The following is a 15805-nucleotide window of genomic DNA, read 5'->3' on the forward strand; positions in this document are numbered from 1 at the left end:
AATAATGCCAGGTCGGGAACGCCAGGGGAACGCGATGAGCTCGTTCGAGACCATCCTCGTGGAGAGGCCGGAGCCGGCGATTGCCCGGGTCGTGATGAACCGGCCCGACGCGCGCAACGCGCAGAACCTGCAAATGACCTACGATCTCAACGCCGCCTTCGATCAGGCGGTGCAGGACGATGCGGTCAAGGTGATCATTCTGGCCGGCAATGGTCCGCACTTCTCCTCAGGCCATGACCTGCGACCCGGCAGCAAGAATGAAGCGGGCGTGGATTTTCCGCCGATCGGAAATTGGGGCGGCTTCGCCGAAGCAAACGCTCATGGCCGCTTCGCGCGCGAGCAGGAGATCTATCTCCAGATCACGCGGCGCTGGCGCAACCTCGCCAAGCCGACCATTGCCGAGGTGCACGGCAAATGCATCGCCGGCGGCCTGATGCTGGCCTGGGCGTGCGATCTCATCGTCGCCAGCGACGATGCGCAGTTCTGCGATCCCGTGGTCACCATGGGTGTCTGCGGCGTCGAATGGTTCGTGCATCCCTGGGAGCTCGGCCCGCGCAAGGCCAAGGAATTTCTGTTCACGGCCGATAGCTGGAGCGCGCAGGAGGCGCATCAACTCGGGATGGTCAACCGGGTCGTGCCGCGCGCAGAGCTGTCATCCGCCGTGCTGGCGCTGGCGCGCAAAATCGCGTCAAAACCGTCCTTTGCGCTGAAGCTGACCAAGGAGGCGGTGAATCGTTCGGTTGACGTGATGGGCCAACCGGCCGCAATCGACCAGGCCTTTACGCTGCATCAGCTCTGTCACGCGCATAATCTTCAGGAATTCGGCATGGTAGTCGATCCATCCGGCCTGCACCCCTCCGTGCGCAAGCCGCCGGCGGCCGCGGAGTAGATACGATGGATCTCAATCTCACCGACGAGCAACGGCTGCTGCGCGAAAGCGCGGGGCGCTTCGTGGCCGAAAGCTACGATGCCGATCACCGCCGCAAGATGGCGAACGATCCGCTCGGCTTCAGTCCGGCGGTGTGGAAACAATTCGCAGAACTGGGCTGGCTGGCGCTGCCGATTGCGGAAGAGTTTGGCGGGCTCGGCGGCAGCGCGGTCGAGATCGGCATTCTGATGGAAGCCTTCGGTCGCGGGCTGGTGTCGGAGCCGTATATCGCGACGGTCGTGCTTGGCGCTGCGTTGATCGAGCGGTGCGGCAGCACGGCGCAGAAGCAGGCAATCCTGCCGAAGATCGCGGAGGGATCGTTGAAGCTTGCGCTCGCGCATTCCGAGCGCGCGGCGCGGTTCGATCTTGCCAAGGTCGCAACCACCGCCCACAAGACGGCGCAAGGCTGGCGCCTGGCCGGCAGCAAGATTGCCGTGCTCGACGGCCACGCCGCCGACGAGATCATCGTCTCCGCGCATATCCATGATCATCAGGGCCCCTCCGGCCGCATCGGCCTGTTCCTGCTGCCGGCGACGACTCCGAGTGTCGCGATCTCCGACTACGAGCGGCTCGGCGGCGGGCGCGCCTGCAACATCGAGGTGTCGGATGCGCAACTGCCGGAGGATGCCTTGCTCGGCAACGGGCACGACGCGCTGCCGGCCATCGAATGGGCTGTTGACCGCGCCATGGCTGCGCTTAGCGCCGAGGCCGTCGGCATCATGCAGGTGCTGCTGGACACCACGCTGGAGTACACAAAGATCCGAAAGCAATTCGGCCGGCCGCTCTCGGCCAATCAGGTGATCCGCCACCGCCTCGCCGACATGGCGGTGCAGGTCGACGAAGCGCGTTCGATGGCGCTGCGCGCCGCGCTGAAGGTCGACGCCGATCCGGTCGAGCGCGCGCGGGCGGCGTCGGGCGCGAAGGCGAAGATCGGCAGATCCGCGCGTTTCGTCGGCGAGCATTCGATCCAGCTTCACGGCGGCATGGGCGTCACCGAGGAGCTCGAGGTCGGCGCTTATTTCAAGCGGCTGGTCGCGTTCGACACGTTGTTCGGCGGCAGCGCGCACCACTATGGCCGCCACGCCCTGCTTGGCCGCGGCACCGTGCCGGCCTGACACAAGGAGCGCATCATGGACCTGTCGTTCAATGCCGAGGAGCGCGCCTTCCAGGACGAGGTGCGCGGCTTCATTGCCAAGAATCTCACCGAGGAGATGAAGCGCGCGACCGCGCTGACGCCGTCGGTGTTCTCCGACCCCGATATCGGCATGGCCTGGCAGCGCACGCTGCACAAGCAAGGCTGGGGCGCGCCGGGCTGGCCGGTCGAGCATGGCGGTCCCGACTGGACGCCGGCGCAGCGCTGGATCTTCGAGACCGAAAGCGCGCGGGCCGGCGTGCCCAATGTCAACGTGATGGGCGTGAAGATGGTCGGCCCCGTCATCATCGGCTTCGGCTCGGCGGAGCAGAAGAACTTCTACCTGCCGCGCATTCTGTCCGGCGAGGATTATTGGTGCCAGGGCTATTCCGAGCCGGGCTCCGGCTCCGATCTCTCCTCGCTGAAGACGCGCGCGGTGCGCGACGGCGACGACTACATCATCAACGGCACCAAGATCTGGACCACGCATGCCCATCACGCCAACCGCATGTTCGCGCTGGTGCGCACCAGCGACGGCCCGCGGCAGCAGGACGGCATCAGCTTCATCCTGATCGACATGAAGACGCCGGGCATCACGACGCGCCCGATCCTCACCATCGGCGGCGACCACGAGGTCAACCAGGTATTCTTCGACGACGTGCGCGTTCCCGTGGCGAACCGCGTCGGCGAGGAAGGCAAGGGCTGGACCTACGGCAAGTATCTGCTCGAGTTCGAGCGCGGCTCCGGCATTGCGTCGGCAAAATTGCGCGAAGGGCTGAAGGCGATCGCGGGTCTCGCCGAGTCCGACTTGACGGGCCGCGCGATCGACAGTCCTGATATCGCGACGCGCATCTCCGAGGTCGAGGTTGACATCGACGCGCTGGAGATGACCGAGCTGCGCGTGCTGTCGGCGCTGCAGACCGGACAGAATCCCGGCGCGGTGTCGTCGATCCTGAAGCTGCGCAACAGCGAGATCCGGCAGGCCGTGACCCGGCTCGGCGCCGACGTGATCGGCCATGACGCCCTCGCGGTCGAGCCGATGCGCCCGCTCTACAGGCTCAACCATGAGCCGGCGATGCCGGAGGAGATGCTGACGGTGGTGCCGGAATATCTCAACGGACGCGCCTACACGATCTTCGGCGGCACCTCGGAGATCCAGCGCGATATTATTGCGAAGATGATGTTGGGGATTTGAACCGGCGAGCAATTTGGCAACGCACGCATCACAAACTCAATGTCGTCCCGGCGAAGGCCGGGACCCATACGCCGTGACGAAGTTGGCGTGCGTAGCTGGTAACCACCAGCCGTCGCCAAATTAGACTCGGTGGCTATGGGTCCCGGCCCCCCGTGCGCAATGGCGCACTAGGCCGGGACGACGGCGGAAATCGCCGCCACAGCGCGGGCTACACCTACCCCACCTTCGCGTCCTTGATCGCCTGCCAGATCTTCTGCGGCGTCAAGGGCGTGTTGAGCTGGGTGATGCCGAGCTCGGCGAGCGCATCCATCACGCCATTGGTGACGCAGGGGGGGCCGCCAATGGCGCCGGATTCGCCGCAGCCCTTGGCGCCGAGCGGATTGGTGCGGCAGGGCGCGGAATCATCGAGCGTCACCACGATCGGCGGAACGTCGTCGGCGCGCGGGATGCAGTAGTCCTGGTAGCTTGCGGTGAGCAGCTGTCCGTCGGCATCATAGGACACGCCCTCATACAGCGCCTGGCCGATGCCTTGTGCGACACCCCCATGGATCTGGCCGGTGACCAGCATCGGGTTCACGGCGACACCGACGTCGTCGACGGTCGTGTAGCGCACGACCTTGGAGACGCCGGTCTCCGGATCGATCTCGACCTCGCAGATATGCGTGCCGTTCGGCCAGCTCGGACCATCGACCTCGCCTTCGGAATCGACGCTGAGTTTTGCGCCGCTCTCCTTCTCTGCAATATCGAACAGGCTGATGCGGCGGTCGGTGCCGACCACGGTGAGCATGCCGCCCTGGTACTCGATGTCTTCGATCGAGGTCTCCAGCACGTTCGCCGCCTTCTCGCGCGCCTTCTGGATCAGATCGTTGGAGGAGACCGCGACCGCCGTGCCGCCGACGAACAGCGACCGCGAGCCGACGCTGCCAAAGCCCGTCGCCAGATCGGTGTCGCCCTGGACCACGTCGATCTTGTCCATGGCAATGCCGAGCGTGTCGGAGATCATCTGAGTGTAGGTGGTCTGCAACCCCTGCCCCATCGCCATGGTCCCGGAATGCAGCACGACGCGACCTTCCGACGTCGCGTGCAGGCTGACCTTCTCGGTGTGAGCGCGGCCGCCGGTCCATTCGATATAGGAGGTGAGCCCGCGGCCGTAGAGCAGGCCCTTCTTCTTCGCCGCCTTCTTGCGCGCGGCAAAGCCGTCCCAGTCGGCGAGCTTCACGGCACGGTCGAGCATGTGCGCGAAGGCGCCGGAATCGTAAACCTGGCCGGCAGCATTGGTATATGGCAGCTGTGCCGGCTTGATGTAATTCGCCTTGCGGATCGCGCGTGGATCCATGCCGATTTTCCGCGCGGCCGCGTCGAACAGGCGCTCGACGATGAACACGGCCTCGGGCCGGCCCGCACCGCGATAGGCACCGACCGGCGCCGTGTGAGTCATCACCGACTTCACCTCGAAATGCACCAGCGGCAAATCGTAGACGCCGGTCTGCACGAACGGCCCCAGCACCAGCGGAATGATGTTGGCCGCGCCCGAGGAATACGCGCCGGTACAGCCGATCGAGCTGACGCGATAAGCCAGCACCTTGCCTTTCTCGTCGAGTGCGAAGGAAGCGGTCGAAGTCAGATCGCGGCCATGGGTGCCGCTGACGAATTCGTCGGTGCGGTCCCCGCGCCAGCGGATTTTTTTGTTCAGCTTGGTTGCGGCATAGGCGACGATACCGTCTTCGGGATAGAGGTTGGTCTTCTGGCCAAAGCCGCCGCCGATATCGCCGACCAGCACGCGAACGCTGTCCTTCGGACGCTTCAGTACGGCCTCGGCCAGCACGTCGCGAGTCGAGGCAGGCGTCTGCGACTGCACATGCAGCAGGAGGCGGCCGGATTTCTTGTCGATCTCGGCAATGGTCGAGCGCGGCTCCATGGCTGACGGCACCAGGCGCTGGCTGACGAGATCGAGCTCGACGGTATGCGCCGCCCTGGCAAAAGCTTCGTCCACCTTGGCGGCATCGCCGTAAGCCATCGCGCCGACGACGTTGTCGGGCGCCTCCGGCCACACCAATGGCGCGCCGGGCTTGACCGCCTCGACGGGATCGACCACCGCCGGCTGCACGTCATATTCGACCACGATCGCTTCAGCTGCGCTCTGCGCGTCGGCACGCGAGGAGGCCACTACGGCGGCCACGGCCTCGCCGGCATAGCGCACGATTTCGTGCGCCAGCAGGCGGCGTGGCGGCACCGTCATCGGCTTGCCGTCGGGGCGCTTGAAGATGCTCAAGGTCGGGATGACGCCGATGTCGTCCTTGATGAGGTCGGCGCCGGTGTAGACCGCGGTCACGCCGGGCATCGCAGTGGCGGCGCCGGTGTCGATCGAGACGATCTTCGCGTGGGCATGCGGCGAGCGCAGCAGGTACAGCCACAGCGCGCCATCTTCCGGCTTGTCGTCGATGAACTGCCCCTTCCCGGTGAGCAGCCGCTGGTCTTCCAAACGCTTGACGGGTTGCCCCGCTCCGAAACGCAAATTGCCGGGAAGAATGTTCATTCCGTGGGGTCCCTTAATCTCTCAAATGCGGCCGCCTTTTAGCGGATCGAGGCATGCGAGGCCAGCCGCGGTTTTGGGCGGTATATCCACGATTTCGTCATGCCGGGGCATAGGCGAGCGGAAGCGAAGCCGTCCTATGGACGCCTAGCCTAACTCCCGCAGGGCCGCTTCCACGATCTTGCGCGCATCGGCGGTGAGTGCGGCCTGCGGCGGGACGGGATCGCCGACGTCGTAGCCCTGGAAGGCCAATCCGGCCTTGATGCAAGCCGCCAGGTTGAAGCGGGCAAAAGCCTCGTTGATGCGCCATAGCCTGCGCTGGAGCGCCATCGCCTCGTCCCAGCGACCGGCCTTGCAGAGGTCGTAGAGCGCGACGCTCTGGCGCGGGATGATGCAGGCGGGCCCCGCCATCCAGCCGAGCCCGCCGATCAGCATCACGGCAGCCGGGATGTGGGCGGAGGCCGAGAACACCCGCAAGGCATCGCCGCAGCGGTTCATAATCGAGAGCAGCCGGCCGGTGTTGGTCGAGGCGTCCTTGATGTAGCCGATGCGCCGATGTTCGGCGAGGCGCGCGATGACGTCGAGGGTGAGATCAGAGCGCTGGAATTGGGGATTGGTGTAGATGACGACCGGGATGTCCACGGCATCGGCGATGGCGCGGAAATAGGATTCGATTTGAGCGTCGGCGAGCGGGAAATACGCTTCCAGGATCGCCAGAATGCCGTCGGCGCCGAGCTTCTGATACGCTATCGCCTGCGCCACCGCGTCAGCCGTCGAGGTGGAGGCAACGCCCGCAACCACAGGCACACGTCCCTTTGCCGCTTCGATCGTGGCCTGCACCACCGCGGTGCGTTGGGCGGCGTTGAGATAGGCGAACTCGCCGGTCGACCCGAGCGGGGTCAGACCATGGACGCCGGCGCCGATCAGATCGTCGCAGAGCTTTGCGAGGACGTTCTTCCGCACCGCGCCGTCGGCATCGACGGGCGATACGAGATAGGGGAAGACACCGCGAAAATCGGGCATGTCAGGGGACCCGGAGACTGATTTGCACCTGACGGGTCTTAGCAACGCCGGCGCAGGCGATCAAACCCTGATCAGCCGCACCCGCGTGCCCCAGGGATCGATCGCCTCCACGCCATTGGCCAGCGCCGTGACTTTCGCACCGCCCTTGCGCAGGCGCTCGTCCTGCGCGGCAAGCAGGTCCGGCTTCTCCGTCACCAGCGAGAACCAGGCGAGCCCTGTTGCCTGATCGTCGCGTTGGCTGGCACCCTGGCTCTGCCAGACGTTCATGCCGAGGTGATGGTGGTAGCGGCCCGACGACAGGAACGCGGCACCGTTGCGGCTGCGGGTCGGGTCCAGGCCGATGGCACCGTGATAGAAGAGCTCGGCCTGCGCGAGATCGCCGACGCGCAGATGCATGTGGCCGATGCGCAGACCGTCCGGTGCCCTGGCATAATCGGCCACGCGCGTATTGGTCAGCGACAGCAGGTCGGGAATGTTGAGCTCGTCGGCCGCCATCTTCACGCTGCCCTCGCTCCACTGCCATTGCGAGGGATCGCGGTCGGCATAGACCTCGATGCCGTTGCCTTCGGGATCGTCGAGATAGACGGATTCGCTGACGAGGTGATCGGCGAAGCCCGAAAGCGGCACGCGATGCGAAGCGGCTGCCACCAGCCAGCGCGCCAGGTCCTTGCGGGTCGGCATCAGGAAGGCGGTGTGGTAGAGGCCGGCGGCGTTGCGTGGTTCGATCTCGGCATCAGGACGGGCCTCCAGCACCAGTAGCGTGATGCCGGCCGTGCCGAGCCTTGCGGCAGTTGCCGAGCGTTCCATCACGGTGAGCCCGATGACGTCGCGGTAGTAGTCCGCAACCTTGTCGAGATTTTTCACGCGGAGCGTCACCATCCCGACCCGCATCGGCGTGCGGCTGGCATAGGTCGGCCCACCGCCCTGTGGTGCGCCCTCGGCGCGCGCCGCGCCCGCCGCCGCCATTGCCAGCGAGGCGGCGCCGGCAAGTTCGAGCAGGGTGCGGCGGGTGAGGTCGATGGTCATCGGTCAGGCTCGCTGAAAATCGTGAAGACGGCGCAATTTCGCGATTGCTACACGTTCCCGTGAGCGGCTCCCAATCACATGTTCGTCGGCGGTGGTCTTACAGACCAGCTTCCCTGCTCATTTCCTGGCCAAGCGGCCAGTTACGCGATCGCCCGCGACATCCCAGATTGAGGTCAGCTTACAGGAGCCTGCCATGACCGCCTCAACTCCCCTGACCTCGCTGTCGTCCGCGCTCGCGGACGTCGTGGCGCGCACCGCGCCGTCCGTCGTCGCCGTCCATTCGCATCGCTCCCGCGCCACCGGCTTCGTCTGGAAACCCGGCCTGATCGTCACCGCCGACGAGGCGCTGGCCGACGAGGGAGACGTCGAGATCGGCCTCCCCGACGGCAGCACCGCAGCCGCCACGATTGCAGGCCGCGACCATACGACGGATATCGCCCTGCTGCGCGTCGATACGGCGCTGACCCCGGTCAAGCTGGCCACAATTGTCCCGCCCCTCGGCGCGTTGTCGGTCGTCGTCGCCACCAACCGCGATGCCCCGAGCGCCGCGCTGGGCATGGTTTCGCTATCCGGCAAGAGCTGGCGCTCCTTGCGCGGCGGCGACATCGATGCGCGGATCGAGCTCGACGTCCGCTTGCGCTCCAGCCAGCAGGGCGGCCTCGCGCTCGATGCATCGGGCGAAGCCTTCGGCATGGCCGTGCTCGGCCCGAGACGTGTGCTGGTGATCCCTACGGCGACGATCGAGCGGGTCGCGGCCCAGTTAGAGGCCCGCGGCCGTATCGCACGCGGATATCTCGGCCTCGGGCTGCAGCCGGTCCGGCTCGACGACGGCGTCGGCGCGATGGTGATGAATGTCGACAAGGCCGGCCCTTCGGCCGCGGCCGGCATCCGCCAGGGCGACGTCATCGTCGCCGTCAACGACCAGAAGCTGTCCGGCGTACGCGCGCTGTCGCGGACGCTGGGTCCGGCGAGCGTGGGCGCGGTGGTCGATATCGCGGCGCGCCGGGGCGGCGAGCTGGTCAGCTTCAAGGTTACGATCGGCGAGAGGCCGGCGGCGTGAGCGAGGACATCGCGCCCGAGATCGTGTTGGCTTTGGACATCGACGATCCCGCTCTCGCCGATCGCCTGGCTGCTCTGCTCGGCAATATCGCCGGGCTTCGCCTCGCCGAACCCGGCGAGAAGGCCGCAGCGGCGATCGTCACGCGCGATCCGCGCATCATGCCTGAGGACATCGCGCTGACACAGCGCGAGCTCGATGTGCTGGCGTTGATGGCGGAGGGTGGCTCCAACAAGATGATCGCGCGTCAGCTCGGCATTTCTGTCCACACGGTGAAATTCCATGTCGGCTCGCTGCTCGACAAGCTGGATGCCACCGGCCGCACCGATGCGGTGGCACATGCGGCACGCCGCGGCGTGATCGAGCTCTAGGGCGGGTGCGGCGGGAAGCTGAGCTGGACCGACAGGCCCGGCGCGTTGTCGTGCAGGGCAATCTCGGCGCCATGGAGGCGAGCGACCGCGGCGACCAGGCTTAAGCCGAGGCCGTTACCCGGGGTGTAGCGGCTCTGCTCGAGCCGGTAGAAGCGCTTGAACACGTGATCGCGCTGATCCGCCGGAATGCCCGGACCGTCGTCGACGATCGCGATCACTGCCCCCTCGTTGGTACTGCGGCAGGTGACGGTCACCTGCCCGCCCTTGCAGCCGTGCTTGATCGCGTTATCGACGAGATTGGCGACGGCGTCGAACAGCAGGTCGCGATCGCCAATAATCGCCACCTCGCGGTCGCCGCCCAGGCTGAGCCGCGTCGCGACCTGTTCGGCGGCGGCATCGTAGAGCTCGACGACCTCGCCGGCGATTTCGGCGAGATTGAGGGTGCGAAACGCGCTGCGGCGGGCGCGGGTCTCGATCTCCGAGATGCGGGTGATGGAGGCGAACATGCCGAGCACGGCGTCGAGATCGGCGATGGTGTCGCCGATCAAGACCGCGTCGGCCTCGCCATTGCGCGGGGCGTGATAGGCCTTCTCCAGCCGGCCGCGCATGCGCGTCAGCGGCGTGCGCAAATCATGGGCAACGTTGTCGCTGACCTGCTTGACCTCGCCCATCAAGGTCTCGATGCGGTCGAGCATCTGGTTGAGGTTTTCGGCGACACGGTCCCACTCGTCGTGACTGCCGCGCAAGGGAATGCGTTGGTCGAGGCCGGACATCATGATGGCGCGGCTGGTGGCGTTGATCTCCTCGATTCGCCCGACCGTGCGGCGCGTCACCAGCACCGCGGCGAGCCCCGCGAGCACCAGCATCAGCACCGCGACAGCGACCATTGCGAGCTCGATCATCGCGGTGAAGCCGCTGTGATCGCCGGCATCGCCGACACGGTTCTGCACATAGGCGATCGTGCCGAAATAGACATAGGCCATGATCGCCGCGACGATCAGCCCGAACGCCGCGATCGCGATCAGCGCCAGGCGGAAGGTCGAGGAGCGGAGCGTTTTAGCCAGGAGCACGGAGACAATATCCGATGCCGCGGATGGTGTGGATCAGTGGATAGGCCTGGGCATCATCGACCTTGCGGCGGACGCGACCGACATAGACGTCGATGATGTTGGTGGAGGGATCGAAGTGCAGATCCCAGACATGCTGGAGCAGCATCGCACGCGAGACGACGCGGCCCTCGTTGCGGACGAGATATTCGAGCAGCTGGAATTCCCGCGGCAACAGCGGAATCTTCCGGCCGCGGCGGCTCGCGCTCCGCGCGATCAGATCGATGGCGAGATCGCCGACCCGCAGGATCGTCTCCTTGGCAACGGTGTCGCTGCGCCGGCCGAGTGCCTCCAGCCGCGCCAGCAATTCGGTGAAGGAGAACGGCTTGACGAGATAATCGTCGCCGCCGGCGCGCAAGCCCCGCACGCGATCGTCGACCTCGCCAAGTGCGGAAATGATCAGGAACGGCGCGGCGATGCCGTCGTCGCGCAACTGGCGCATCACGCTGATGCCGTCGATGTCGGGCAGCATGCGGTCGATGGTGATCACGGCATAGTCGCGCGCGGCGCCGTGGCTGAGGGCTTCGCGCCCCGTGGCGGCGAGATCGACGTCGTAGCCAGAAATCGTCAGCTCCTCGACGAGTTGGCCTGCGGTTTCCGCATCGTCCTCGACGACCAGAATGCGGCGGTGACCTCCGGACATGACAAACTCCGCGCGACGATCGCCACCAGACTATCCCGTTCCGGGGCTGAGCGGAACCGCCCGATGACGATCGCGACAATGGTGCGGTACGGCGATGCTAGTACCAACTGTCTCCGCACACATTGACCCATTGCCACCCATACGGCGTCAAGCTCCTGCGCCAACAGCCGTCATTGTAGCCGGCATAGTAATAGGGCGCACCGAAGACGGCGAAACGACGGAAGTGATGGTGGTGGAAGGCATGGTGGCCGTGCCAGCCGGCACCGGCAAAACGTGGTCCGATCGCGCCATGCGCAAAGCGCGGTCCACCGAAGCCTGCTCCGCCAACATGGGCAAAGCGCGCACCGCCCATGCCGCCCACATGCATGCCGCCGAAGCCACCGGCGTGCATACCGCCACCGAAATGCCCACCACCGCCGAAATGTCCGCCACCGCCGAAGCCGCCATGTCCGCCACCACCGCCACCTCTGGCGAGCACCGGTGAAGCGAGCGCCATCACCGCTGCGATCGTCACCGCGGTGAGGCCTTTGAGAAGCCTGTTGTCCATCGAAGCATCCTCCGTGCTGCGCGGCGATATTTCTACCGCGCGAGAAGGATCAGATGAGAGCAAGGGACAGGCGCCTTCAACTTACAAACGCGCCAGATTCTGACGCCGGTGTTAGGGAGTGGACCCGCTCTCTCCTTGTCATTGCGAGGAACCCTTGCGAGCAATCCAGAGTCCCGCTGTGGAACGATTCTGGATTGCTTCGCTGCGCTCGCAATGACGACGCGGATAGAACTCTTAATACATCGAGCAGCTCAACGCACGGAGACGCTCCGATCTCTCCCCGCAGAAGAGCGGGGAGAGGTTAGAAGCTACGCCCGCTTGCCGCCGTTCTTCTCGGCTGCGCGGCGCAGCGCTTCGGCGAGGGCGCCGCCGCCGGAAGATTCCTGCTGGCGCGGGGCCGACGACGTCATGCGGGAGGGGTTGCGTGGGCTGTTGTCCCGCTGCATGCCGGGGGCGTCCTTCTTGGCGCCGACCTCGTCGTCGAGGCGCAGTGTCAGCGAGATGCGCTTGCGCGCGACCTCGAAGTCCAGCACCTTCACCTTGACGATGTCGCCGGGCTTCACCACCTCGCGCGGATCCTTGATGTAGGTCCTGGACATCGCCGAAATGTGCACCAGGCCGTCCTGGTGCACGCCGATGTCCACGAAGGCGCCGAACGCGGCGACGTTGGTCACGGTGCCCTCGAGGATCATGCCCTTCTTGAGGTGCTTGATCTCCTCGACGCCATCCATGAACACAGCGGCCTTGAATGCCGGACGCGGGTCGCGGCCGGGCTTCTCGAGCTCGCGCAGGATGTCGGTGACGGTCGGCAGACCAAACGTCTCGTCCACGAAGTCTTTCGGCTTCAGCGTGCGAACGATGTCGCTGCTGCCGATCAGCGCCTTGATGTCGCTCTTGGTGGCGCTGAGAATCCGGCGCACCACCGGATAGGCTTCCGGATGCACGCCGGAGGCGTCGAGCGGATCCTCGCCGCCGAGGATGCGCAGGAAGCCCGCGCACTGCTCGAACGCCTTGGGGCCGAGCCGCGGCACGTCCTTCAGCGCCTTGCGCGACTTGAACGGCCCGTTGGCGTCGCGGTGTGCCACGATGCTCGAGGCGAGGCCGGAGCCGACACCCGATACGCGCGCGAGCAGCGGAGCGGACGCGGTGTTGACGTCGACGCCGACTGCGTTCACGCAGTCTTCGACCACGGCGTCGAGCGATTTGGCGAGCTTGGCCTGGCCGAGGTCGTGCTGGTACTGGCCGACGCCGATCGCCTTGGGCTCGATCTTGACCAGCTCGGCGAGCGGATCCTGAAGCCGCCGCGCGATCGACACCGCGCCGCGCAAGGTGACGTCGAGATCAGGCAATTCCTCCGAGGCAAAAGCGGAGGCTGAATAAACCGACGCGCCGGCTTCCGACACCACGATCTTGGTCATCTTCAAGTCGGGCAGGCCCTTGACGAGGTCGGCCGCGAGCTTGTCGGTCTCGCGCGAGGCGGTGCCGTTGCCGATCGCGATCAGCTCGACGCGATGTTTCAGCGCGAGCTTGCCAAGGATCGCAAGCGCCTCGTTCCACTGCCGCTGCGGCTCGTGCGGATAGATCACGGCGGTATCCACCACCTTGCCGGTCGCGTCGGTGACGGCGACCTTGACGCCGGTGCGGAAGCCGGGATCGAGGCCCATGGTGACGCGGGTGCCGGCTGGCGCCGCGAGCAGCAAGTCGCGCAAATTGGACGCGAACACGCGCACGGCCTCGGTCTCGGCGGCATTCCACAGCCGCATGCGCAGGTCGATGTTGAGATGCACCTGGATCTTGGTGCGCCAGGCCCAGCGCACGGTATCGATCATCCAGCGGTCGCCGGCGCGCTTGAGGTCGGCGATGCCGAACCGCTTCATGATCTTCAGCTCATAGACACTCGGCACGCCCGGCGGCGATGCTTCGGTCTCGGCCTGGATCTGGAGATCGAGGATCTCTTCCTTCTCCCCGCGGAACATCGCGAGGATACGGTGCGAGGGCAGCTTCGTCAGCGGCTCGGAGAACTCGAAATAGTCGGCAAACTTTTCGCCCTCGGTCTTCTTGCCGTCGCGTACCTTGGATGCCATGCGCGCATTGGTCCACACCTCCTCGCGAAGCGCGCCGATCAAATCGGCGTCTTCGTCGAAACGCTCGACCAGGATGGCGCGGGCGCCGTCGAGTGCCGCAGCGGCATCCGCAACGCCCTTCTCTGCATTGACGAAGGCTTCGGCGACGAGCTTCGGATCGTTGGTGGGCTCGGCCATGAGCTGATTGGCGAGCGGCTCGAGGCCGGCTTCCTTGGCGATCTCCGCCTTGGTGCGGCGCTTCGGCTTGAAGGGCAGATAGATATCTTCGAGGCGCGCCTTGCTGTCGGCGGCGAGAATGGAGGCTTCCAGCGCGGCATCGAGCTTGCCCTGCTCGCGGACCGATTCGAGGATGGCCTTGCGGCGGTCCTCGAGCTCGCGCAGGTAGCCCAGGCGCTCCTCCAGCGTGCGCAATTGCGCGTCGTCGAGCGCACCGGTCGCTTCCTTGCGGTAGCGGGCGATGAAGGGAACCGTGGCGCCGCCGTCGAGCAGCGCCACTGTCGCCTCGACCTGCTCCGCCCGAACCCCAAGCTCCTGCGCAATTTTCTGGTTGATATTTGCCACGCGAGAACCCCTCTATCCAAGCACGCATCGCGGAGGCGAACCACCGGCTGCGGGACGCCGCTTATGGACCAATCGGGGTTGATTCATCAAGGTGCAGCGGACGACCGTCGACAAGGGATTTTTTGTCGAAGCGATGCGATCTCGCCACAATCGTGGGTGCGACGCAGACGGCGCACATACTCCGTCGTCGCCCTGGCGAAAGCCAGGGCCCATACCGCGTGATTCATCGATTGTGGGCGGCAGGCGTACCGGACGACGAGCCTTCGCCAAACTCACCCCTGGGGTAGTGGATCCTGGCGTTCGCCAGGACGACGATGGGGATTGCCTTGACACCTTGACAGACACCCTCGTTCAACGGCTGTTTTGTCCGCCGGGCTCCTGAACCCCATGTGAGGGCTATAATGCGTACCACGTCGGTCGGCGTCATTAGAATCGCCACCAAAGGCCCTGGCGACGTCTCCGGATTGATCAGCATGATCGGCTCCGGCGCGATCGATCCGGCATCCATTCTGGCGATCCTCGGCAAGACCGAAGGCAATGGCGGCGTCAACGACTTTACCCGGGAATATGCCGTTGCCGCGCTGTGCACGGCGCTGGCGCCACGGCTCGGGCTGTCGCCGCAGGAGGTCGAGCAACGCATTGCTTTCGTGATGTCCGGCGGCACCGAGGGCGTGCTCAGCCCGCACATTACAGTGTTCACGCGCAGGGAAGTCCCGCAGCGCCCGGCAGGCATCTCCGGCAAGCGCCTGAGCATCGGCATGGCGCAGACGCGGGATTTTCTCCCTGAAGAGCTCGGGCGCTCCGCTCAGATCACGGAGACAGCCGAGGCCGTGAAGGCGGCGATGGCGGATGCCGGCATCGCCGATCCCGCCGACGTCCACTTCGTGCAGATCAAGTGCCCGCTGCTCACCAGTGAGCGCGTCGCGGCGGCGAACGCGCGCGGCCACAAGACGGCGACGACCAGCGCCTACAGTTCGATGGCCTATTCGCGTGGCGCCTCCGCGCTCGGCGTTGCGGTCGCGCTCGGCGAGATCGCAACCGACATACGCGACGAAGACATGCTGCGACGCTACGATCTGTTCTCGAACGTCGCCTCGACCTCATCCGGAATCGAGCTGATGCACAACGTCGTCATCGTGCTCGGCAATTCGATGTCCTCGACGAGCGAATTCGAGATCGGACATGCCGTGATGAGCGATGCGATCGACGCTGCCGCCGTGCTCGCGGCGCTGGAGAGCGTTGGGCTCCGTGCCGCGCCGCAGACGACGACCGGCCGCGAGTTCGTCAACATTTTCGCCAAGGCCGAGGCCTCGCCTGACGGCAGCGTGCGCGGCTTCCGCCACACCATGCTGGAAGATACCGATATCAGCTCGACGCGCCACGCCCGGGCTGCCGTTGGCGGGTTGATTGCCGGCCTTGCCGGCACCGGGGCAGTCTATGTCTCCGGCGGCGCCGAGCATCAGGGCCCCGCCGGCGGCGGGCCGGTCGCGGTGATCGCAAAGCTCTCGAATTGATGCGCGCGCATGCAATGCGGGATTACCTCTCCATCCGGCGCAACCCTGCCCTTCGCGCCGCCTCAGTTGATTAAAGTGTTTCCGT

At 65.8% G+C, this 15805-nt stretch carries 13 protein-coding genes; 6 read left to right on the plus strand and 7 right to left on the minus strand.

Annotated elements, in window-relative coordinates; all coding sequences use genetic code 11:
* Positions 1-34: 34 nt before the first annotated feature.
* The 3 genes from IVB48_RS24190 to IVB48_RS24200 are packed head-to-tail and all read left to right on the plus strand — an operon-like array spanning position 35 to position 3255.
* On the plus strand, positions 35-889 hold the full coding sequence (locus IVB48_RS24190) for an enoyl-CoA hydratase (RefSeq protein WP_247403639.1): 855 nt from the start codon (positions 35-37) through the stop codon (positions 887-889).
* Positions 890-894: 5 nt separating this feature from the next.
* A complete protein-coding gene (locus tag IVB48_RS24195; protein WP_247403641.1) occupies positions 895-2043 on the plus strand; it encodes an acyl-CoA dehydrogenase in 1149 nt (382 codons plus the stop codon).
* A gap of 15 nt (positions 2044-2058) precedes the next feature.
* Positions 2059-3255 carry an acyl-CoA dehydrogenase family protein gene (locus IVB48_RS24200; RefSeq protein WP_247403643.1) on the plus strand — a complete coding sequence of 399 codons (1197 nt, stop codon included), beginning with the start codon at positions 2059-2061 and terminating at the stop codon, positions 3253-3255.
* Positions 3256-3469: 214 nt separating this feature from the next.
* On the opposite strand, the gene IVB48_RS24205 is transcribed toward IVB48_RS24200, so the two are convergent.
* From IVB48_RS24205 to IVB48_RS24215, 3 genes are all read right to left on the minus strand, one after another.
* Positions 3470-5791 (minus strand): xanthine dehydrogenase family protein molybdopterin-binding subunit, encoded by a 2322-nt coding sequence (locus tag IVB48_RS24205; protein WP_247403645.1) that lies wholly within the window; start codon positions 5789-5791, stop codon positions 3470-3472.
* Between the two features lie 144 nt (positions 5792-5935).
* Positions 5936-6811 carry a dihydrodipicolinate synthase family protein gene (locus IVB48_RS24210; RefSeq protein WP_247403647.1) on the minus strand — a complete coding sequence of 292 codons (876 nt, stop codon included), beginning with the start codon at positions 6809-6811 and terminating at the stop codon, positions 5936-5938.
* 60 nt (positions 6812-6871) lie between these two features.
* Positions 6872-7837: a VOC family protein gene (locus tag IVB48_RS24215; RefSeq protein WP_247403649.1), complete on the minus strand. Its 966-nt coding sequence runs from the start codon at positions 7835-7837 to the stop codon at positions 6872-6874.
* Positions 7838-8030: 193 nt separating this feature from the next.
* Between IVB48_RS24215 and IVB48_RS24220 the strand changes: the two genes are divergently transcribed.
* Positions 8031-8897 carry a S1C family serine protease gene (locus tag IVB48_RS24220; RefSeq protein ID WP_247403651.1) on the plus strand — a complete coding sequence of 289 codons (867 nt, stop codon included), beginning with the start codon at positions 8031-8033 and terminating at the stop codon, positions 8895-8897.
* Positions 8894-9265 (plus strand): helix-turn-helix transcriptional regulator, encoded by a 372-nt coding sequence (locus IVB48_RS24225; protein ID WP_247403653.1) that lies wholly within the window; start codon positions 8894-8896, stop codon positions 9263-9265. The genes IVB48_RS24220 and IVB48_RS24225 overlap by 4 nt, the downstream gene beginning before the upstream one ends.
* On the opposite strand, the gene IVB48_RS24230 is transcribed toward IVB48_RS24225, so the two are convergent.
* From IVB48_RS24230 to IVB48_RS24245, 4 genes are all read right to left on the minus strand, one after another.
* A complete protein-coding gene (locus IVB48_RS24230; protein ID WP_247403657.1) occupies positions 9262-10335 on the minus strand; it encodes a HAMP domain-containing sensor histidine kinase in 1074 nt (357 codons plus the stop codon). The two genes, IVB48_RS24225 and IVB48_RS24230, sit on opposite strands and share 4 nt — an antisense overlap.
* Positions 10322-11014 (minus strand): response regulator transcription factor, encoded by a 693-nt coding sequence (locus IVB48_RS24235; RefSeq protein ID WP_007596553.1) that lies wholly within the window; start codon positions 11012-11014, stop codon positions 10322-10324. Before IVB48_RS24235 ends, IVB48_RS24230 begins: the two co-directional genes overlap by 14 nt.
* 97 nt (positions 11015-11111) lie before the next feature.
* Complete coding sequence (locus IVB48_RS24240; protein WP_247358050.1) at positions 11112-11561, minus strand: hypothetical protein; 450 nt, start codon at positions 11559-11561, stop codon at positions 11112-11114.
* Positions 11562-11869: 308 nt separating this feature from the next.
* The gene (locus tag IVB48_RS24245; protein ID WP_247403660.1) at positions 11870-14206 is read right to left on the minus strand and encodes a Tex family protein; all 2337 of its coding nucleotides are present in this window, start codon (positions 14204-14206) and stop codon (positions 11870-11872) included.
* A 401-nt stretch (positions 14207-14607) separates the two neighbouring features.
* Here IVB48_RS24245 and IVB48_RS24250 point away from each other — a divergent pair, with 401 nt between their 5' ends.
* Positions 14608-15720: a ring-opening amidohydrolase gene (locus IVB48_RS24250; RefSeq protein ID WP_247403661.1), complete on the plus strand. Its 1113-nt coding sequence runs from the start codon at positions 14608-14610 to the stop codon at positions 15718-15720.
* The last annotated feature ends 85 nt before the right edge of the window (positions 15721-15805 follow it).

The organism is Bradyrhizobium sp. 76, from assembly GCF_023073025.1.
GTDB lineage: Bacteria > Pseudomonadota > Alphaproteobacteria > Rhizobiales > Xanthobacteraceae > Bradyrhizobium.